At 67.9% G+C, this 19,826-nt stretch carries 22 protein-coding genes and 1 pseudogene; 4 read left to right on the plus strand and 19 right to left on the minus strand.

The features are described 5' to 3' along the window. The 12 genes and pseudogenes from ACWCO2_RS28260 to ACWCO2_RS28315 all read right to left on the minus strand — a co-directional run. On the minus strand, window positions 1-271 hold a 271-nt coding region (locus tag ACWCO2_RS28260; protein WP_450130817.1), incomplete at its 3' end, for a hypothetical protein. A gap of 124 nt (window positions 272-395) precedes the next feature. Further along, window positions 396-803, minus strand: a complete 408-nt coding sequence (locus tag ACWCO2_RS28265; RefSeq protein ID WP_450130818.1) for an Hsp20/alpha crystallin family protein — start codon at window positions 801-803, stop codon at window positions 396-398. A gap of 67 nt (window positions 804-870) precedes the next feature. Further along, window positions 871-1,668, minus strand: a pseudogene (locus ACWCO2_RS28270) (MIP/aquaporin family protein); the annotation flags it as partial. A 111-nt stretch (window positions 1,669-1,779) separates the two neighbouring features. Then, window positions 1,780-2,079 carry a hypothetical protein gene (locus ACWCO2_RS28275; protein ID WP_450130819.1) on the minus strand — a complete coding sequence of 100 codons (300 nt, stop codon included), beginning with the start codon at window positions 2,077-2,079 and terminating at the stop codon, window positions 1,780-1,782. 314 nt (window positions 2,080-2,393) lie between these two features. Beyond that, window positions 2,394-3,080: a phosphatase PAP2 family protein gene (locus ACWCO2_RS28280; RefSeq protein WP_450130820.1), complete on the minus strand. Its 687-nt coding sequence runs from the start codon at window positions 3,078-3,080 to the stop codon at window positions 2,394-2,396. 157 nt (window positions 3,081-3,237) lie between these two features. After that, window positions 3,238-3,642: a hypothetical protein gene (locus tag ACWCO2_RS28285; protein ID WP_450130821.1), complete on the minus strand. Its 405-nt coding sequence runs from the start codon at window positions 3,640-3,642 to the stop codon at window positions 3,238-3,240. A 189-nt stretch (window positions 3,643-3,831) separates the two neighbouring features. Further along, a complete protein-coding gene (locus ACWCO2_RS28290; protein WP_450130822.1) occupies window positions 3,832-4,833 on the minus strand; it encodes a bile acid:sodium symporter in 1,002 nt (333 codons plus the stop codon). Further along, window positions 4,833-6,311, minus strand: coding sequence for an IS607 family element RNA-guided endonuclease TnpB (gene tnpB, locus ACWCO2_RS28295; protein WP_450130823.1), 1,479 nt, complete (start codon window positions 6,309-6,311; stop codon window positions 4,833-4,835). Before tnpB ends, ACWCO2_RS28290 begins: the two co-directional genes overlap by 1 nt. Beyond that, window positions 6,311-6,499 carry a hypothetical protein gene (locus ACWCO2_RS28300; RefSeq protein WP_450130824.1) on the minus strand — a complete coding sequence of 63 codons (189 nt, stop codon included), beginning with the start codon at window positions 6,497-6,499 and terminating at the stop codon, window positions 6,311-6,313. The genes tnpB and ACWCO2_RS28300 overlap by 1 nt, the downstream gene beginning before the upstream one ends. A gap of 110 nt (window positions 6,500-6,609) precedes the next feature. Next, entirely contained in the window at window positions 6,610-7,173 is a 564-nt protein-coding gene (locus ACWCO2_RS28305; protein ID WP_450130825.1) for a type 1 glutamine amidotransferase domain-containing protein, read from the minus strand. Between the two features lie 310 nt (window positions 7,174-7,483). Then, window positions 7,484-8,863, minus strand: coding sequence for a sugar porter family MFS transporter (locus ACWCO2_RS28310; RefSeq protein ID WP_450130826.1), 1,380 nt, complete (start codon window positions 8,861-8,863; stop codon window positions 7,484-7,486). A 327-nt stretch (window positions 8,864-9,190) separates the two neighbouring features. Beyond that, complete coding sequence (locus tag ACWCO2_RS28315) at window positions 9,191-9,973, minus strand: DeoR/GlpR family DNA-binding transcription regulator (RefSeq protein ID WP_450130827.1); 783 nt, start codon at window positions 9,971-9,973, stop codon at window positions 9,191-9,193. A gap of 193 nt (window positions 9,974-10,166) precedes the next feature. On the opposite strand from ACWCO2_RS28315, the gene ACWCO2_RS28320 reads away from it, so the two are divergent. Next, window positions 10,167-11,537 (plus strand): Gfo/Idh/MocA family protein, encoded by a 1,371-nt coding sequence (locus ACWCO2_RS28320; protein WP_450130828.1) that lies wholly within the window; start codon window positions 10,167-10,169, stop codon window positions 11,535-11,537. A gap of 232 nt (window positions 11,538-11,769) precedes the next feature. Here ACWCO2_RS28320 and ACWCO2_RS28325 read toward each other — a convergent pair whose 3' ends face one another. Then, a complete protein-coding gene (locus ACWCO2_RS28325; RefSeq protein ID WP_450130829.1) occupies window positions 11,770-11,958 on the minus strand; it encodes a hypothetical protein in 189 nt (62 codons plus the stop codon). Window positions 11,959-12,097: 139 nt separating this feature from the next. After that, window positions 12,098-12,955, minus strand: coding sequence for a LuxR C-terminal-related transcriptional regulator (locus tag ACWCO2_RS28330; RefSeq protein ID WP_450130830.1), 858 nt, complete (start codon window positions 12,953-12,955; stop codon window positions 12,098-12,100). Window positions 12,956-13,049: 94 nt separating this feature from the next. Here ACWCO2_RS28330 and ACWCO2_RS28335 point away from each other — a divergent pair, with 94 nt between their 5' ends. Next, window positions 13,050-14,702, plus strand: coding sequence for an AMP-binding protein (locus ACWCO2_RS28335; RefSeq protein ID WP_450130831.1), 1,653 nt, complete (start codon window positions 13,050-13,052; stop codon window positions 14,700-14,702). Between the two features lie 3 nt (window positions 14,703-14,705). Here ACWCO2_RS28335 and ACWCO2_RS28340 read toward each other — a convergent pair whose 3' ends face one another. The 3 genes from ACWCO2_RS28340 to ACWCO2_RS28350 all read right to left on the minus strand — a co-directional run bounded on the left by ACWCO2_RS28340 (window position 14,706) and on the right by ACWCO2_RS28350 (window position 17,131). Continuing rightward, window positions 14,706-15,038: a hypothetical protein gene (locus ACWCO2_RS28340; protein ID WP_450130832.1), complete on the minus strand. Its 333-nt coding sequence runs from the start codon at window positions 15,036-15,038 to the stop codon at window positions 14,706-14,708. A gap of 12 nt (window positions 15,039-15,050) precedes the next feature. Next, window positions 15,051-15,443: a hypothetical protein gene (locus tag ACWCO2_RS28345; protein WP_450130833.1), complete on the minus strand. Its 393-nt coding sequence runs from the start codon at window positions 15,441-15,443 to the stop codon at window positions 15,051-15,053. Between the two features lie 83 nt (window positions 15,444-15,526). Continuing rightward, window positions 15,527-17,131, minus strand: a complete 1,605-nt coding sequence (locus ACWCO2_RS28350; protein WP_450130834.1) for a GMC family oxidoreductase — start codon at window positions 17,129-17,131, stop codon at window positions 15,527-15,529. Window positions 17,132-17,512: 381 nt separating this feature from the next. Between ACWCO2_RS28350 and ACWCO2_RS28355 the strand changes: the two genes are divergently transcribed. Both ACWCO2_RS28355 and ACWCO2_RS28360 read left to right on the plus strand, forming a co-directional pair. Then, window positions 17,513-17,986, plus strand: a complete 474-nt coding sequence (locus tag ACWCO2_RS28355) for a hypothetical protein (RefSeq protein ID WP_450130835.1) — start codon at window positions 17,513-17,515, stop codon at window positions 17,984-17,986. After that, window positions 17,959-18,348: a hypothetical protein gene (locus ACWCO2_RS28360; protein ID WP_450130836.1), complete on the plus strand. Its 390-nt coding sequence runs from the start codon at window positions 17,959-17,961 to the stop codon at window positions 18,346-18,348. The genes ACWCO2_RS28355 and ACWCO2_RS28360 overlap by 28 nt, the downstream gene beginning before the upstream one ends. A 40-nt stretch (window positions 18,349-18,388) precedes the next feature. On the opposite strand, the gene ACWCO2_RS28365 is transcribed toward ACWCO2_RS28360, so the two are convergent. Together ACWCO2_RS28365 and ACWCO2_RS28370 are read right to left on the minus strand one after the other, a co-directional pair. Next, a complete protein-coding gene (locus ACWCO2_RS28365; RefSeq protein WP_450130837.1) occupies window positions 18,389-18,988 on the minus strand; it encodes a DUF6058 family natural product biosynthesis protein in 600 nt (199 codons plus the stop codon). A 349-nt stretch (window positions 18,989-19,337) separates the two neighbouring features. Beyond that, entirely contained in the window at window positions 19,338-19,814 is a 477-nt protein-coding gene (locus ACWCO2_RS28370) for a hypothetical protein (RefSeq protein ID WP_450130838.1), read from the minus strand. Between the last annotated feature and the right edge of the window lie 12 nt (window positions 19,815-19,826).

Raw genomic sequence — 19,826 nt, forward strand, 5'->3', positions numbered from 1 at the left:
CATGGTTTTGCATCGCTGTCGCGTCCAGGTGGTTGACCAGGTTCAGGCCTGCGTTCGCTCCGTAGGCGGCCGGAATGCTGAGTGCGTAACAGTGTTCGAGCACTGTTGCGCACTCACGACCCCATGTGCCCAGAACAGGGCGATCAAGCAGCGGTCGCGGAAGACCGGGGTAAGTCGAACTCCAGCAACGAACGCAGCGAGAGATCCAGATCGAAGCGCGGTCCACGGCTTCGTCGAAGCTGGCGGAGGCGTTGCGCGCGGAAGTCCACATCGGACTTATCGGTGGACTGGCTGAGGATGCCGGACACCTCGCGCGGACGTTGCGCAGGTCCGGATGGCCTGTCGCCACCCGGGGGGCTGGTTGGTTTCTCGCGAGATTGTGCGTCCTCCGGTGGTCACTTGCCCTTGCGGGCTACTGGGATTTCCTTGCTGATCTGGGCTTCTCGGCGGGGCATTCGGATGGTGAGGATGCCTGCTTCGTACTCCGCCTTGATGTCGTCGGTGCTGCAGCTCATCGGAAGGAGCATCGTTCGGCTGTAGTTGCCGTAGTAGAACTCGCTGTGGCGGTCGGTGCGCTCCTCGTGCTTGCGCTCGGCGTTGATCTTGAGCTGATTTCCCTCGACGTTGATGTGGATGTCCTCGTCGGGGTCCACTCCCGGCAGTTCGCAGCGGAGCACGAACTCGTTGCCCTCGGTGAACGTCTCGACGCGCATCGCGTGGCGTTCGCCGAACGGCCATTCGCTTTCGAACATCTGGAAGATGTCCGCCAGTCCCATGCTCGGCCGGGGCAGTGAGCTGGTCATGGTGTCCTCCTCGGCGCAGGGTCTCGGCTGCGGGGGTACCCGCGCGCATCTGCGGCAAACCGGTGGCGATCACTCCGCCGACCAGCGGGCCGACGACGGGGATCCAGAAGTACCAGCTGAACCACTGGTAGGTACCGGGTAGCGCGATCTCGCCCCAGCCGCTCAGGAAAGTCCACAGCCTCGGGCCGAGGTCGCGCGCGGGGTTGATCGCGTATCCGGCGTTGGGGCCGTAGGTCATGCCGATGACGGTGACCGCCATGCCGATCATGAACGGTCCCATGTTGGCCGCCGGTGCGGTGTTGCGCGCGTCGATGAGCGCGAAGATGAGCAGCACCAGCACCGCGGTGCCGACGATCTGGTCGAGCAGCGGGCCCCACCACGATCCGTCGAAGTACTTGGCGGGGAAGGTGGCGAAGATGGCGAAGGTGTCCAGCGACTGGTTCCGGGCCAGCCCGGCCTTGGTGTTGAACGCGTTGATCGCCCAGCGGTAAGTGGCGAACACCAGTGCCGCCGCGACGAACGCGCCGACCAGCTGGGCGAACATGTAGGGCACGACCCTCCGCCACGGGAAGGCCCGCCGGGCCGCGAAGGCGAGGGTGACGGCGGGGTTGATGTGAGCGCCGCTCACACCGCCCGCGACGTAGACGCCGAACACCACCGCGAACCCCCAGCCGAAGGAGATGATCAGCCAGTTCCCGGGCCCGAACGCGTCGGATTGCCGACCGGAGCCGGACAGCCCGGCAACCGCGACCGCCACCGAGGCGCACCCCAACAGGATCAGAACGAACGTGCCCAGGAACTCGGCGAGCATCTCGCCGCCGAGCCCTCGTCGGTAGCCGTGACGGCGTTGCCCTTGCTCAGCCATCGTTGCTCCAGGAAACGAGTTACGTCTTCAGGCTCGTTCCAATAGGCCACGCTGGGGCTGTTCTCGCCAGACGACGTTGAAGAACCCGCGGAGGTCAGGCGGTGCGGTGGGCTACGCGCTGCAGGTACTGCTCTCGGTCGAGCGGGTTGTGGTCGGGCCGGAGGCTTGCCGCGGACTAGGTGTGTAGCGGGCGAACCAGGCTTCCAGCACGCCTTCGCCGTAGGTGAGGCCTGGCAGCTTCTGCTGCAGCTCGTGCACGTGGGCGGCAGGCAGCTCGCCCTCCACCAGGCACGATGTGCTGCGCGTGGTCGTCGCCCGCGGTACGCCCTGGAGTCGGGCCACTGCCTGGGCGACCGCGCTGAGCGCGTCCGACGGGATGTCGAGGTGGAAGCGGTGCAGCGGCTCGTGCACAGCCGTTCCAGACTGTCGCAGCGCGCTCATCAGCACCAGCGGTCTTACCAGCGTCGACGTGGGCCAGGATCCCCAAGTTCAACGTGCGCACGAGTTTCAACGTCCTTTGCGTAGGTGGTGAGTACCTGCGGTCGGGACGTGGCTGTGCGCATGAGCGCCTCCTTCTTCGTACAACTGGTGCGGAGAGTGCAGCAGGAGTCCACAGCGGACGGCAACTGATTATTTCGTTCGGCAAGCCGGACAAGGCCGATTGATGGTCCGGATATGAGAACGGGGCGGGCTGGAAATCCAGCCCGCCCCGCAGCTTCGGTTCGTCAGATGCGTGGGATCTGCATGGTCGGCTGTTCGGACTCGCTGTCCGCGGACAGGACGCGTCCAGTCGTCCGGTTCGCCCTGAGCTTCTGGACCAGCTGTGCGGCAACCCTGGACAGCAGCAGGATCACGACCGCCGACACGATCGCGCCGAAGAGCAAGCCCACCAGCGCGTCGTGCGGGTAGTGGGCGCCGACGAAGACCCGGGAGAACGCTGCGCCCACCGCGAGGAGCAGGGCCGGGATGCCGAGCTTTCGCCAAGCGGCCAACACGCCGATCGCTGCTGCACCCGCGATGACCGAGTGGTTGCTGGGGAAGGACCAGTCACCCGGCGGCGGGCACTCCACGATGGTCGTCACGTGCATCGCCTGGCACGGCCGGTTCTCCTCGATCAACGACTTGAGGATCTCGCTCAGCGCGTAGGCCACCCCCACAGCCAGCACGCCGAGCAGCGCGATCGCCATCGATCGTGCGGGCATTCGTCGTGCTCGCCAGCAGGCGAGCAGCAAGAAGCCGAAGAGCAGCACCAGTGCGGCCTCGGTGAAGAAAGCGGCGAAGGACTGCACCCATCCGGGAGTGCCGGCGGCGAAATCCACGACGTCGCGGTAGAGCTCCGCGCTGATGTCGGGTACGCCACTGGCGGTGTCCGGATTGCCCGCGCCCGCCGCTATCCCTCCGGCTTGCAACATTGCCGCCGATCGGTTTTCAAACACGTGTTGACCTGCCATCCATTTCGACTTGAACCCCTCGCGGAGGGGCGAGACGGCGCCATGTCGGCGGTGGCGGAGGCACCGGGGTGCACCGTCCGCGGGGGTCCTGGGCCAGGTCTAGTCCGCCGGGGCCGTCTCAGCCAGGGTAGCCAGGCGGGAGCGGGGTCGGTTGACGTGCTCGGTCAATCCCGCCCGCGACGAACTCCGAGACCGCGTGAACCGCGTGCTGCCGCAACAGCATCACGGCAACCGGGTCGTCGGACGTTTCGGTCACACGCACCCCGTCGGCAAGCCGCTCCACCTGCAGGTCTACTTCCTGGTGGCGCGCGAAAACAGCTGCGAACAGCGGATCTTCCTGCCGGATCGCCGCACCTCGCTGCAATCGCGACCACATCTGGTCCACGTGTTCGCGGATGCGCTCGGCGAGATCGGCGGCCGGACTGGTGGTTGTCGCGCGGATCCCATATGAGTAGTGCTCGACCTCACGCCGGATTTCACCGTGTCGCACCAAAAGATCCTGGATGACCAGCATGTCGCGCACTACGTCCGGATCCCCCGCGTTGTCGGGTGTGAGCATCCAGTCGGGCAGCGGTTGGTTCCGCGGCGGCTGCCCGCACGCGGTGAGCAGCGCGGCAGCGACTGCCAGGAACTCCCGTCGCGAACACATGTGGTGCGACATGCGCGATCCCGTCGAATCGGATGTACTGGCGCCAGGATGCGCCCGGCCCGGTCAGTGCGCAGCGGGCAGCAGGCGCGGGATCGCTCGCACGTAGATCACCATGCCGATAACTTCGACCAAGGTCTGGGTGACCACGACGATCGCAGCTACGGCCAAGTGATCCGGCAGGGCGAGCGCCAGCGGCAGCACGACCAGCGAATTACGCGTCGCCCCGGTGAACACCACCGCACGACTGTCCGATGTGTCCAGTCCGAACAGGCGCGCCACCGCCATCCCGGCGAACGGCATCACCACCAGGAAAACGACGTAGTGCGGAACCACCTGCGCCACGTCCCCGATCCGGCCGTCGAGCGCCGGGACCTGCGAGGCGACCACGGTCAGCAGCGTCGCAGCCATCAGCGGCACCATCGCCGCGCCCGCAGCGTCAGCGACCTTCCGGCCCGTCGGCTTCCGCGTCGCCCACGCCTGCGTTGCCCAGGCCAGTGCGAGCGGAACGACGATCAGCACCAGGAACGCCTCGACGAACGGGCCGATCTCCACGACGTCGGCGAGACCACGCCCCAGGAACAACAGCAGGAACACCGGCAGCAGGAGCATCTGGGCGATCAGCAGCAGGGGAGTGGCGGCCAGCAGCCGCTGGCTGCTGGCGCCGGCTAGCCCGGAGAAGACGATCACGTAGTCCACGCACGGCGCGAGCAGGACCAGCAGCACTCCCAGCTGCACGGCCCGATCGCCGGGTAGGAACGCGAACAGCACCGCGACGACCAGCGGCACCACGACGAAGTTCACCACCAGCACCGCCGCGAGGAACCGTCCGGCGCGCAGCGAACGCGCGAACTCCGCGACCGGAACCTGCAGGAACGTCACGTACAGCAACGCGCCCAGCACAGGATTGATCAGCGACTCGAGACCGCTGCCCACTGCGGGCGTTGACCAGCCCAGGAGCGCACCGAGAGCGATCGCCGCGAGGTAGATCCCGACCTGGTGCCGCTCCAACGCAGCCACCACGCCGTTGCCTTTTGGTGAGCAGACGTGAGCATGCTCTGTCCCCATTAGGCAGCCTCGCCTTCCGGCGGGGCAGTCCCGGTCTGACCAACAGAGTTGTGCCGGGTTGACGCTTCACGGCCTGCTGCGTTGACCACTGGCGTGGTCGCGGTCTCCTGCGTGGCTCCACGTCCGTCTCCCACCCGATGGTGGGCGGCCGGGCTGCTCCCGGTACCGGTCCCCGTTCCACCCGTGTGCTGGGCGTCGCCGAGGCGGGCGAGGTTGATCGCGGCGTTGAGATCACGGTCGATCATCAAGCCGCAGTGTTCACACACATAGGTCCGGTCGGCCAGGGTCAGGCTTGGCTTTCGCCCACCACAGGCCGAACAGGTCTTGGAAGAGGGGAAGTAGCGGTCGGCCTCGACCAGGGCGGAGCCGTACCACTTCGTCTTGTAGCCGAGCATTCGCCGGACTTCGGCAAGCGCGGCATCAGCGAGTGCCCGGTTCAGGCCACGCTTGTAGGCGCCACCGGCCGAGCGCATGCCGACGGCGTTCAACGTCTCCACGGTGATGACCTGATGGCGTTGGGCGAGTTCGGTGGTGGCCTTGTGCAGCCCATCTCGGCGCACCGCTGCTGCGTGGGCATGCGTGCGTGCGACCCGGGCCTGCGTTGTGCGCCACCGACGCGACGGTTGCCGCTTGGTCTTGGTGGCCGGATCCCGTGGGCCCTGTTGGCGTGCTGCCCTGCGTTGCAGCACCCGTAGATGTGCCTGTGCAGCGGTAAGCGACTTCGGCGCTGGGATGCGCTCAACCTCAACACCATCCGGGGTCGCGACCACCAGCAGACTGTCGGCCTTCACACCGACATCGACACCCACCACCGGCACGCCTTGACCGACGTGACCAGGTGCCCCAGACGCTCGTTGGACGACGGTCTGGAAGGCCACATGCCACCTGCCGTCCGAGTCGCAGGACAGCGTGGCGGACAGGATGCGGGCGGTCCCAGCCACGATTCGGCGGGCGAGTTTCCTCGTGGACTCATGCGTCTTCAACCTGCCCAAGCGGGGCAGAACGATGTGGTGCCGGTCGGGCTCGACACGGAGGGTGCCGGTAGTGAACCGCACCGATGCACGACCTCGCCTGCTCTTAAACTTGGGGAACCCAACCACCCGCCCAGCACGCTGGCCGTTGCGGGAGGTCGACCAGTTCTCCAGGGCGCGGGCGAGCGCATCCAGACCGGTGTTGTACGCCTCCTTGGAGTTCTCACCCCACCACGTCGCCACCACGTCCTTGCGGCGGTTCCACTCCCTGCGCAGCCCAGCCAGCGACCAGTTCAACGAAGATGTCAGATCAGATTCGCCGATGCCGTAGGTGCGTTCGGCAGCCCGCTGGTCCATAACGGCCTTCACCAGCGCGAGCATCGTGTTGTGCGCCTTGCGGGCGCCACCCGCATGCGACCAGAACGCCCGCACCTGGGCCGGTGTCGGATCCAGCGCATACCGATACGCCTGCACCGTCCACCCGTCCGGAACCTCGAACCGCGCCATCACACGGCCACCGCCTCCAGGCCAGTGCCCGTGACGGAGGCCACCGCGCGCATCGTCGCGGCGGCGTCGCCCCAGATCATGCCCGACTCCAACCGCCGAGCAAGCACCGGCATCCGGTCCTCACAGAACCACCGATACGTCGTCTGCGGATGCACACCCCGCATCCGCGCCCACTCAGCCAACTTCACACACTCATGCAAACACACGTTCAATCATGTTTGATCACGCAACGCCGAACAGTTCATTGCCCCGGATGCGAACTGTCCGATTCTGTCCGGTGCCGGATGGAGGGCGTGGTTCAGGTGCGCGCGGCGGGCTCGGTGGCTGCGATCAGCTCGACCAGCTTCGCGTTGAACGCGGGCAGATCTCGCGGTTGCCTGCTGGTCACGAGGTTCCGGTCGACGACCACTTCCTCGTCGAGCACCTCGCCGCCGGCGTTGCGGATGTCGGTGCGGATGCTGAAGAACGAGGTCAGCTGGCGGCCGCGCACCACGTCGGCCTCCACCAGCGTCCACGGTCCGTGGCAGATCGCGCCGACCGGCTTTCCGGAGTTGACGAAGGTCCGGACGAACGCCACCGCATCGGCGTCGCGGCGCAGGTTGTCCGGGTTGATCGTGCCGCCCGGCAGGATCAACGCGTCGTAGTCGTCCGCAGCGGCTTCGGTGACTTGGCGCTCGACGGTGAACCGGTCACCCTTGTCGATGTCGTGGTTCATTGCCTGGATCTCGCCGCGGTGCGTCGAGAGCAGCTCCGCCCGCGCCCCGGCGTCCTCCACCGCCGCGCGCGGTCGGTCCAGTTCGACCTGCTCGACCCCGTCAGCGGCGAGGATGGCCACCCGTCGCCCGCGCAGTTCTCCGGTCATCGTCGGTCACCCCTTCCACTCGCAGCACCACCGCGGTCGGTCTCCCAGAACTTGTCTTTGATCTTGTTTTGCGCGGCGGTGCCGGTGGCGGAACCTCAGCGCCCGCCTGGTCTGCGGGTGCCCAACTTTGTGTATGCCAATACACGGCAGTTGGGCCGTCTTCGCCAGGCGAACGCTGAGAACCCGTGGCGGTGCCAGCCGCGAGGGTGGGCTGGCGGCGCATCAAGGCAGAAGATCAAAAACCAGGATCAAAGACAGGCACTCAAACCCCAGCGTCCTCGACCTGTTCGACGCTGCAAGTCGGTTCCCGTCAGTCCTCGGGCCAGCGGGCGCCGTTCTCCCAGTAGGTGCGGATGCTCTCCAGGGAGCGGCCCTTGGTCTCCGGGGCGAACCGGTAGACGAAGGCCCAGGAGATCGCCGCCAGCGCGAGGAAGATGCCGAACGTGGAGGCACCGCCCAGGCCGTCCATGATCGGCAGGAAGAACTGGGCCACGATCAGGTTCGCCACCAGGTCAGCGGTCAGCATCAGCGAAGCGCCGAGCGTGCGCAGCCGTGCCGGGAAGCTCTCCGAGGCGAACACCCACACCAGCGAGCCGAAGCCGAAGTTGAACCCGGCGGTGAACACCAGGATCGACGCGAAACCCCACCACGATCCGCCGCCGTCCAGCGAATCGGTGGCGAACACCAGGATCATCGCCAGGCTGGACACGATCATCGTTGCGATCCCGCCCAACAGGATTGGTCGGCGCCCCACCCGGTCCACCACGAACAGCGAACCGATGGTGGCCAGCAGCGCCGCGCCCTGCACGATCGCGGGAAGCCCGAGCACCGTGGCGTGGCCCTGGAAACCCATCTCCTCGAAGATGATCGGGCTGTAGTAGGTGACCGCGTTGATCCCGGTGATCTGCACCAGGAAACCGAGGACCAGAACGAACATCGTGGCCGTCGCGTAGGGCGAGCGGAACATCTCGGCGAGTCGCCCGCCGCGCTGGCTGTCGATGTCCGCGCGGATCTCGGCCAGCTCCCGGTCGACATCGGCGCCGGGATCGACCTGTTGCAGGGTTCGCCGCGCTTCCTCGTGGCGTCCCTTGAGGACGTACCAGCGCGCTGTGTCCGGCAACTTCAGCAGCAGGAACATCACCAGCACCGATGGCACGGCTGACAGCGTGAGCATCAGCCGCCAGTTCCCGGATCCGGCCAGGCTCCAGTCGACGAGGTAGGCGATGAGGATGCCGGTGACGGTTGCGACCTGGTAGCCGACGACCAGTGCGCCGCGGATCGCGGCCGGCGCGGATTCGGCCAGGAAGATCGGCGTCACCACCAGCGACAACCCGATGCTGATGCCGAGGAAGAACCGCGAGACGTCCAGCCACAGGATGTCGGAGGTCAGTCCGGACCAGACGGCGAACACCGCGTATCCGGCCACCAAGAGCAGCATGGTCGCCTTCCGCCCGATGGCGGTGGCCAGCTTGCCGGCGAGCAGCGCGCCGACGATGTTGCCTGCGACCAGCACGGTGGTCACGCTGCCCTGCAGCGCGGGGGACAGGCCCATCTCGTCGGTGATGAACAGCAGCGCGCCGGAGATGTTGCCGATGTCGTAGCCGTAGATCACGCCGATGGTCGCCGCTGCCACGGCGATCCGGCGTGCTACGGGCGAGGTGGTGCTCAACGCGGGCGAGGCTCCGGACATGACAAGCTCCTTGTTGCGATCAGATTCCGAGGACTTCCAGGAGTTGCTCGGCCTCCTGTTCTGCGCTGAGTCGCGAAAAGGCTTGCACTGGTCAGGTTTTCAGGCGCGCGGCTGACTGTTCACCGAGGACAGTCGTGATCTGGTCGGCCGCGAGGGAGGGCGCCATGAACCGTCATGGTGGTCACGTGCTCGCCAGCGCTCGGGCTGGCCGGTGATCCGGACGGCGTCATCGCACGTTCCTTCCGAAGGTGTCGGCGGAGGAAACAGCGCGAGTTTAGGGCGATCGAAATTGAGCGAGCAATGCTCCATTTGCTCAATATCGAGCAATCAGGCGGTCAGCACCGTAGTCCCCGCCGCCCTGAAGGCGGCACACACGTCGGCGTCGACACCGACGTTGGTGATCAAAGTGTCGATGGCGTCGGTGGCGCAGATCTGGGCGAACGCCCGCCGGTTGAGCTTGGAGCTGTCGGCGACCACGGCGACCCGCGCCGCGCGCGAGGCCATCAACCGGTTGATGCTGGCCTCGCCCTCGTGGTGCGCGTAAGCGCCGTGCTCCGGATCGATCGCGTCGACGCCGAGGAACAATAGATCCAGCGTGATCTCCTGCAGGATGTGCGTGGCCAGCGGTCCGGTGAGCTCGAAGGACTGCTCGCGCGCCACGCCGCCGGTGACCACGATCTTGATGTGCGGCCGCACTACCAGCTCGTTGGCGATGTTGAGCGCGTTGGTGACCACGGTGAGCCCCGGGGAGCCGTGTTCGGCCAGGTCCGCGCGGGTGGCCAGGCTGCGCGCGACTTCGGTGGTGGTCGTGCCGCCGTTGAGCCCGATCACCATGCCGGGCTGGACCAGGCGCGCGGCCGCCGCGCTGATCCGCTGCTTCTCCGGCGCATGCCGGGCGGCCTTGTGCCGCAGCGGCAGGTCGTAGGCGATGCTGGTGGCGACCGCGCCACCACGGGTGCGGGCCAGCAGCTGCTGCTCGGCCAGGTGGTCGAGGTCGCGGCGGATGGTGGCGGCGGAAACGTCGAGCTCAGCGGCCAGCTCCTCGACGTCGGCCCGTTCGCGCTGGCCGACGATGTCCAGCAGTTTGCTCAGCCGTTCGTGCCGGTTCATGCCCAGTCTCCTCCGCGCAGTTCGCAGGCAACCTACTACAGCGGACATCGCCCACCGGGCCACGGCGAGCTGCGGTCGCGTGCCGCCGAACGGATCAGCCGTGAAGCCGCCGCGCGTCGGTACTGGCTTGATGTGAGATGTGCGATTGTGCGTGAATCCACGGTAATACACGCAGTTTCACGCAGGAGGCGTTATGGTCGAGCATCCGCGCAGCGCTCTGTCCCGGCGGACCTTGCTGCGCTCCAGCGCGGCGGCGGGGGCCGGGCTCGGACTTGCCAGTCTGGCTCCCGGTGCGGCAGCGCAGAGCGCGTGGCCCGCGGCCAAGGGCAAACCCATGATGGGCGTGCCGTTCGAGGCACATGAGACGGTTCGGGTAGGCATCATCGGCTTGGGCAACCGCGGTGCGAGCATGCTGCCGCTGTTCCTGGCATTGGACGGCGTCGCGATCACCGCGGTGTGCGACACGAGCGCCGCCGCGGTGGAGAAAGCCGCGCGCACGGTGGTCGAGCAGGGCAGACCGGAGCCGGCCAAGTACAGCGCGGGCGAGCACGACTTCGAGAACATGCTCTCCCGGGACGACGTCGACTTCGCCTACATCGCTACGCCGTGGGAGTGGCACGCGCCGATGGCGGTGGCGGCCATGCGCAACGGCAAGCACGTCGGCGTCGAATGCCCGATCGGCGTGACCGTCGACGAGCTGTGGGAGCTGGTCGACGTCTCCGAGCGGACCCGTCGGCACTGCATCCAGCTGGAGAACTGCTGCTACGGCCAGAACGAGTTGCGCGTCCTGCGTATGGCCCACGACGGCATGTTCGGCGACCTGCTCTACGGCGCGGGCGCCTACCTGCACGATCTGCGCGACCTGATGTTCTCCAAGACCTACTACGCGGGGCAGTGGCGGCGCGCCTGGCACACCAAGCTCAACGGCGATCTGTACCCGACGCACGGCCTCGGCCCGGTCGCCGCCTACCTGGACGTCAACCGCGGCGACCGGCTGGTGCGCATCACCTCGATGAGCACTCCGGCGCTCGGCTTGGCCGCCTACCGAAAGGAGAACCTGCCGCCGGACGACCCGGCGTGGCAGGAGCGCTACGTCAAGGGCGACGCGACGATGAGTCTGATCCAGACCGAGCAGGGGCGGGTCATCCACCTCGTGCACGACGTCTCCAACGGCCGCCCCTACAGCAGGCTGAACCAGCTGCAAGGAACCAAAGGGGTGTTCGAGGATTACCCGCCGCGGATCTACCTGGAGCCCACCGGAACCCCGCACGAGTGGGGCAACTGGGACGACTACGCCGAGCATGACCACTGGTTGTGGAAGGACGTCGGTCCCGGGCCTGGCGGGCACGGCGGCATGGACTACCTGATGCTCTACCGCCTCGCGCAGACCATGCACCTGGGGCTGCCGCCGGACATCGACGTCTACGACTCGGCCACGTGGAGCGCCCCGTTCGCGCTGAGCGCGCAGTCCGTTGATAAGGGCAGTGCACCGATCGACTTCCCGGACTTCACCCGCGGCCGCTGGACCGAGCCGTACCCGGGCGTCGATTCACCCAAGCCGTGATGGCTGAGTATTCGTTTTCCGGTGGGTGGGCGACCCCGACCGCCGCCCACCCTTTTCCCGAATGTCGGATGAAACCCCCGACGCTTCACCCGACAACCACGCCTGCTGTTCTCGCAGGTCAGCGGCGCGTGGTTAAAAGCCTGCGGGTTAAGCGCCCGTTCTGCAAGGGGGCACCCCCGATTTTGGGGCGTATCGAGCACCACATTTTTGGTAGCGGAGGGTCTCTTCGGAACTACGTTCGGGAGTCGGGGAGCAGTTCCACCGACGGCGGTTCGTGGGCGATCATCAGCTGCGGTGGATTCGGGAAATGGGCCAGCAGGTCCAGTGCGGCGATCGCCCCGGAACTGATGCCGAGCAAGAAGGTGGACTCACCGGGGCAGGCGACCAGGTCGAGGATCCGCCGAGCGTCGGCGCTGTGCACCTCGACCTGCTGTCCGCTCAGCGCGGAATCCGTGCTGCTGCCGGAAAACAGCGCGGATCGTAGCTGACCACTGTGTACTGGGCGGCGAGTTCGTCCGCCATCAGGTGGGGTGACGGATTTCCGGCGGAGAACGAGCAGGTCAGGGGAGGATTCCCTGGCGGCGGGCGGCCACCACCGCTTCGTGGCGGTTGTGGACGTCGAGCTTGTGCATCGCGCTGCGCAGGTAGGCCTTGACCGTTTCCGGGCGCAGGGACAGGCGCTTGCCCACTTCGGCGTTGGTGCAGCCCAGGGCGACCTGGGAGAGGACGTCGAGTTCGCGCGGCGTCAGGCTGGCCGTCGGTATCTCCTCGGGCTTCGAGGTGATACCGGCCAGCCGGTCGCAGGCGTGGTGCAGGCGGTCGCGGAGAGCGGGGTCTTCGAGCCCCTGCGCGATGGCGCGGAACTCCGCGTGCAGCTCCCGCACCTCTTCCAGCGCGATCTGCTCCCGGTGGTCGGTGTCCTCCACCGAGCGCAGGAGGCGGAGTCGCCGGTCGACCTCGTCGCGCAGGGACAGCTCGTCGGCCAATCGCCTGGTCACGCCCATCGCGACGTCGATCGCCCGGTCACCCAATCGGGCGGTTCCGCGCGCCGCGCTGTAGAGCACGCCACGGACCGAACCGTCCACCAGCACGGGTGCGGCAACCACCGAGCTGATCCCCTCGGCGAGCACCGGCGCGTCGTAGTCGTGACTGATCGTCAGCGAGGTGGCGTAGTCGCTGACCGCGGCTGGTCGCCCGCGCGCCAGCACCCGGCCGCCGAGCCCGGCAGCGGCCCGGATCTGCAGTCCTTTCAGCATGTTCGTCCGCACGCCGGCCAGCTCGGACAGGTGCAGAGCGCCTTCGGTGGCCTCTCCGCCGAATGCCACGGGCATGTCGGCCCGTTGCCGCAGTGCTCGGACGGCCTGACGGAAGGCGTCGCCGTCGTCCGGGCGCAGGAGAGTGTCACCGCCGGTTCGCACATCCACCCCTTTCCGGGGGTAGCCGGGACTGTTGTGTGGCGCGGAGCATAACGCCTGGCAGCGCCGGGGCAAAGAAGCCGGGAAGGGGCCGACCGTGAGCATCGAGCCGAGCACCACCACTGAAACCGCACCAGCAGCCCGCGTGGCAGAACTGCTCGAGCGGTTCGGCGCCCCGGGCGCCAATGCGGCGGAGCTGCTCTGCGACGACCATCCGGCCGATGCGGTCGCGTTCACCGTCGTCGAATCCGATCTGTCCAGTCAGGACCTCACCTACGGCCAATTGCGGCGCGAATCGGCGCGTTTCGCTGCCGCGCTGGCCGACCTCGGTGTGGCCCCCGGCGATGCGGTCGCCGTGCTGATGGGCAAATCCGCCGATCTGGTCGTGGCCCTGCTGGGGATCTGGCGTCGCGGAGCCGTGCACGTGCCGCTGTTCACCGCGTTCGCGCCACCGGCGATCGCCCTGCGGTTGCGTGCCAGCGGTGCGAAGGTCGTCGTGGTCGACGCGGACCAGCGCGCGAAACTTGCGCCGAGCGAGGACATCCCGGCCGATGCGCCGTGGCGGACCATCGTCGCCGGCGATTCCTCCGACGAGCAGTCCTTCACCGCGCTGCTCGACCGATACACCGGTGACGAGCCGAGCGGGCAGGCGGTGCCGCTCGGTGGGGACGGGTTGCTCGTGCAGCTGTTCACCTCGGGCACCACCGGCACCCCGAAGGGCGTTCCGGTGCCCGTCCGCGCGCTGGCCTCCTTCCATGCCTACCTGGAGTTCGGGCTGGACGTGCGGGCCGACGACGTGTTCTGGAACGCCGCCGACCCGGGCTGGGCCTACGGCCTGTACTATGCGATCCTCGGTCCGTTGGCGGCCGGTCGGCGCAGCATCTTGCTGCACGCGGGATTCTCGGCAGCGTTGACCTGGAAGGTGATACGCGAGTTCGGGGTCACCAACTTCGCCGCCGCCCCGACCGTCTACCGCAGTCTGCGCACCGACACCTCGGCCGAGCCTGCCGGAATCCGGCTCCGCCGCGCCTCTTCGGCGGGAGAACCGCTGACCCCGGAGGTGGTTTCCTGGTCCGAGCGCGAGCTGGGCGTGACCGTGCGGGACCACTACGGGCAGACCGAGCACGGCATGATGATCGTCAACGCCTGGGCCGACGGGGTTCGCGATGAGATCAAGCCGGGATCGATGGGCGCTGCGCTGCCCGGCTGGTCGGCCGAAGTGCTCGACGACGACCGGGACGAACCCGCGGCCGTCGGCACCGCCGGGCGGATCGCGATCGACGTGGCGGGCAGCCCGCTGATGTGGTTCACCGGCTACACCGACGCGCCGGAGAAGACCGCCGAGCGGTTCACCGCGGACGGCCGCTGGTACGTGACCGGCGATGCCGGTTCCCGCGATGCGGACGGGGCGTTGTTCTTCTCGTCCCGCGACGACGACGTGATCATCATGGCCGGCTACCGGATCGGGCCGTTCGACGTGGAGAGCGTGCTGGTCCAGCACGAGGCGGTCGCCGAAGCAGCGGTGATCGGCGTCCCCGACGAGCTGCGCGGTGAAGTCTTGGAAGCCTTCGTCGTGCTGCGCTCGGGAACGACCGGTGACGACGAGCTGGTGACCGAGCTGCAGCAGCTGGTCAAGCGGAAGTTCGCCGCGCACGCCTACCCGCGGTCGGTGCACTTCGTCGAGCAGCTGCCCAAGACGCCGAGCGGGAAGATCCAGCGCTTCGTGCTCCGCAAGCAGCACCGCGACTGATCATCAGTCGGGCTCGCCGGTGATCTCGGTGCAGGTGAGTCCGTCGTCATCGGCGGGCTCACCGACCAGCGTTCGCGCGGCGACTTGGTCGACGTCGAGGCAGCGGACCGGGTGGCCGTTGACCAGCAGCGGAGCGCGTTGCTCGCTTGCTGCGGCGTAGGCGAGCACCCGTTGCGGCTCGCTGCCGTCGGCCAGCCGGATGCGTTCGGATCCGTGCAGGTGGACCAGTCGATAGCGGACGCCGCGGCCTTCGCACTGGTCGAGCACCCGGCGTTGTTCCGGGGTGGCGAACCAGAGCGCATGCTCCTCGACCACGCCGGGCGCCGCCGTCAGCACGGCTGGACGTTGTCAGTCGCGGACCCGCAGCCCAGCGGCCCAGACAGCGGAAAGTCCGGTGCAGCGGGCGCTAAGCGCCACCACCGGACCGGCCAACCCCAGTTCCTCTCGCAGCCAGGTGATCTTGGCCGGGCAGGCGTTCGACCCGTAGACCAACACGAGCTGCCGACCACGCAACGGCTCCGCGCCGCGCTCACCGAGCCAGCTGTCCAGACACTTGCCATCCGAACCGTCGCCGCTGACGCGCCATCCAGAGGGTGCGGAGGAATCCGGCCTCAACGCCCACCCCACGCCGTCGAGGTGAACGAACGAGAACCCAGGCCGAGCACCGGGGTAGGGGGGAGCAGGGTAGTTGGCATCGGAGAACGGGGATCGGTCTGCGGCGGGCAGATCGGGGCGCAACATCGCCGCCCAGCATCCCACCCGAACGGCCCCGGTGCCAGGAGGTTGAGCCGAACTCGGGCGGTCCGGCACGCCCGCGATTCGGCTCAACGGGACTGCATGAGCTCCGCGCAGCGTTCGCCGATCATCATGGCGGGAGCGTTGGTGTTGCCACCGGTGATCGACGGCATGATCGAGGCGTCCGCGACGCGGAGACCCTCGATGCCGCGTACGCGGAGTTCGGGGTCGACCACGGCGTGCTCGTCGGTTCCCATGCGGCAGGTGCCGACGGGGTGGTAGACGGAGTGGATGCGGTTGGGCAGCTCGCGGGCGAGCGCTGCGTCGTTGCGGAAGTCAGGTCCTGGATGCAGTTCGCCGGTGACGACTCCGGTGAGGTGCCTGCTCGCCATCACCTCGCGCACCCGCTTCATCCCGTTGATCAGGAAGCGCGCGTCCTCGGGCTCGGTCAGGTACGCCGGATCGATCAGCGGTGCCGTCGCCGGGTCCGCGGAGGCCAGCCGGATCTCGCCGCGGCTCTTCGGGTAGATCAGGGTGGGCATGACGGTGAGCGCGGGGCGGCGGTCGACGACGTGACGTACTGATTTGTCCTGGTTCGGCGAGGGGTAGGACCACGGCAAGGTGTGGATCTGCAGATCCGGACGCCCATCGGAGTGCTCGGTGCGGACGAAAGCCATGCTGTCGAAGACCGTGCGGCCGAGCCAGGTGTCGCCTCGGGTGGCCTCGCTCAGGATGCCGTTGAGGAAGTGCGGCGCGGTGCCCCGGTGCCGGGCCGTCGGCGCCAAGAAGGTCATCGGCACGAACAGGTGATCGTGGAGGTTCTTGCCGACCGGCAGGTCCGCCGCGACGTCGATGCCGAGCCCCCGCAGGTGGTCGGCGGGGCCCACGCCGGACAGCATCAGGATCTGAGCTGAGCCCACCACGCCGGCCGAGAGCACCACCTCACGGGCGGCGCGGATCACACGCGGACCGGACTTGCCGAGCACCTCCACGCCCACCGCGCGTCCGCCCTCGATCACGACCCGGGAGACCATCGCCCCGGTCTCGACCCGCGGCGCAGCCCTGCGCGTGTCGCGCAGGTACGCGTGGGAGGTGCTGAACCGCGTGCCGTTGTGCGCGCTCATCTGCACGACGCCCACGCCTTCCTGGGAGGCACCGTTGTAGTCGTCGTTCTTGGGGACGTCCAAGCTCTCGCTCATCGCGTCGATCAGTGCGCTCGACGCCGGAGTCAGGTCCTTCTGCCGGGTCACCTGAACCGGGCCACCCGCACCGCGCAGCTCGGTGGAGCCCCCCTCCCAGTTCTCCATCCGTCTGAAGGCCGGCAGCACGTCCTCGAAGCTCCAGCCCTTGCACCCTTCGGCCGCCCAGTCGTCGTAGTTGCTCCGGTGGCCGCGCACGAACAACATCCCGTTGACCGAGCTGGAACCGCCGACGAGCTTGCCGCGCGTCGTCGGGATCCGGCGTCCCGCCGCGTTCTCCTGCGCGACCGTGCGGTAACCCCAGTCGAACCGCTTCTTGATCTGGGGAACCGAGTGCACGATCGTGATCATTCCGGGGACGCGCACGAACCGCGACCGGTCCCAGCTTCCTGCTTCGAGCAGGAGCACTCGCGCACCGGTTTCGGCCAGGCGACTCGCCACGATGGCCCCGGCGCTGCCCGCGCCGACGACGATGTAGTCGGTCTCCTCGGTCACCACGACCTCCACTGTGCGTTGAGGGTTACGGAAAACGGGTTCGCGGCACGGAGCCGGTCGACGGCACCGCAGCACTCGGGCCGTCGAGCACCCGATCGCACTGTGAAGTGAAACATGTTCTCGTCGTTGGGGGCAATATCTGACGCACGCGGAAGACCGAGTGTGGTGGGTTGAGTTGTGCGGCGTTCCGCGTGCGCTGGGTTCGAATGTGCTTCATCCTTTTGTTGCACGGTGATTGGGGTTGGCCTCAGCTGGGGTGAGGTGGAGCGGCGACCGTTGCGGGCGGGTGTCGAATGCTCGCTCGGCGCATTTCGGAGATTGTGCGACGTCGAAACAAGTTCTAGTTATTCGGAGTGGTGTGACTGTGCGGGACGCGACGCGATGAGTCAAAGCACGATGGCGAACCTGCGCGGGGCAGCGCGGAACTGCGTGCCGCGACTGGCTGTCGCCAGGCCTCGATACCAGGCGAAGAAGCCGAGGTACATGCTCACCACGGCGAGGGTGATCATCAGCGGTCGCCCCCCGGCACCGAGCGATGCGATGATCCTCCCGGGTATCCAAAGTGGACTCAGCACGGCCTTCCGCGCACTGGTCGGCGCGGGGCGGCCGCTGCTGATGGAATCGCCCACCTACTGGGGCGCGATCCTCGCCGCCGAGCGAGCCGGCGTGCAGGTCGTTCCCGTGCCCAGCGGCATCCACGGCCCGGACCCGGCGGAGCTGGCCGCGCGTTCGAGCAGACCAGAGCACGCGTCTTCTACGCGCAGCCGAACTTCGCCAACCCGACTGGCGCGCAGTGGTCGCCGGCCCTCGCCGATGAAGTGCTCGACGTGGTGCGCAAGTACGGGGCGTTCCTGATCGAGGACGCCACGGCGCACGACTTCGGCATCACCGCCGCCCCGGCGCCCATCGCCGCGCGGGACAACAGCGGGCACGTCGTCTACCTGCGCTCGCTGACCAAGAGCGTGTCACCGTCCGTGCGCGTCGCCAGCATCATCGCCCGCGGCCCGGCCCGCGAGCGCATCCTCGCCGATGCTCAAGCCGAGTCGCTTTACGTCAGCGGGGTGCTGCAGGCCGTGGCACTCGACGTCGTCACCCAGCCTGCTTGGCGCACGCACTTGCGCAACCTGCACCACCAGCTCGTCGAGTCCGCCCAGCAGCGGTGGCGAGCCGTGAACGCACCCCACCTCGTCGAACGCCCCGAAGCCCGCGCGGCTTGAACGATCTCAACCGATCCGCGGCATCGGCCATGGCCCCAGGTCACGGGCGCGGGAAACGGGCGCGCATCGCGGCGATGCAGCTATCCCGGGACGTGGGCCCGCCGAACCGGAGACGGTCATAGGCGGTGAACGCCGGTTCCAGCGCGTCGAGTTCATCGATCACGGCGTGCAGCCGTTCCGCCCACTGCGCTGAACCAGCATCCGGCTCGTCCGCTGCGGCACTGATCGCGGTCGTCAGATAATCCTTGCGCTGGATGGCGGCCGGGGTCACCGAGCGCAGGCACACGTACTGTCCGCTGAGATACGAATCCCACTCAGTCTTCCCAGTGATCGGGTCGGCCCAGTGAGCGGTGAACCAGGCTTCGAGGAGGTCTACGCCACCCGCTTCGTCGGCGAGGGCGAACAGGTCGGCTGGCACCATCTCAGCACCGTCGGAGCGCAGATATCCCGGAAGCGGCAGACACTGCCCCAGCATCAGCCGGCGGACCGCATCACTGTCGCGGCCATGGACTGCACACAGTTCTTCCAGGGAAACGAACTGCGCGCTGACATACGCATCGTCGGCATCGGTCATCGGGTGGTCGCCGTTGACCTCGCGGAACCGCTCGGCGAGCTGCTGCTTCAGGGCCGTCTCCGACATTGGGGAATCCTCCGGCGCCATCAGCGCGGGGACCTCCCGCGCAGGATTCCACACGCTACCGGCCGAATCGTTCGGCACTCACCGAACCATCGAAGGATTCAGGGCGCCCGAGACATCCCCGCCCTCAGACCGAGCCAACCAATCCACAGCTCCTGACAATTACTCGGACATCAGAGCGGGACTTGGCTGCATTACTTCCTCCTGCGGTTCTTCCGGGGGCACTGGCGTCGGGTCTCAGCGGAGCGGCGAACCTCATCCACGCTCGGCCGGTGACTCGGAGGTGGCGGCCCGTCGGGGCGCGGGCCGATGAGCTGCTGCCGCCTGATCCGAACGAGAGAGGAATGACCCGTCATCGCGCACCCCCGCCGAACGCCAGCTCGCGGCGCACCCGGTCGCGGAACCTCGCTGCCCACTGCGCAGCGGCCGGGAAATCCCAGCGCTCGACAGGCGCGGAGAACTCCTCGCGGGGCAGGTCCTGGAGGTGCCACCACGGCAGGCCGTAGCGCTGGAGCGCGGGCCGAACGGCGCTCAGCGGGGCGTTCTCGGCGGGTCCGAGACCGTGCACCGATAGCGCGTCGCGGGCCAGCGCACCGATGCCGTGACGTCGCAGCTCCACGCAGTCCGCGCAGCGTCGCCACGCCGAGACCCCCATGCCGGGACCCGCGTCCTGGTGGCGGGTGATCGTCGTTAACGCCGACACCTGGGGAGCGGGTCCGCCGCAATCGCAGCAGCCGACCGGGTGCGGGTGCCCGGCCAGTTTCTCGACGTAGCCCAGGTGCAGGCCGTCGATCGCACTAGCCCGTTGACCATCTACCAGCAAATTCACGTACGTTCTCCT

The organism is Saccharopolyspora sp. NPDC002376, from assembly GCF_053593195.1.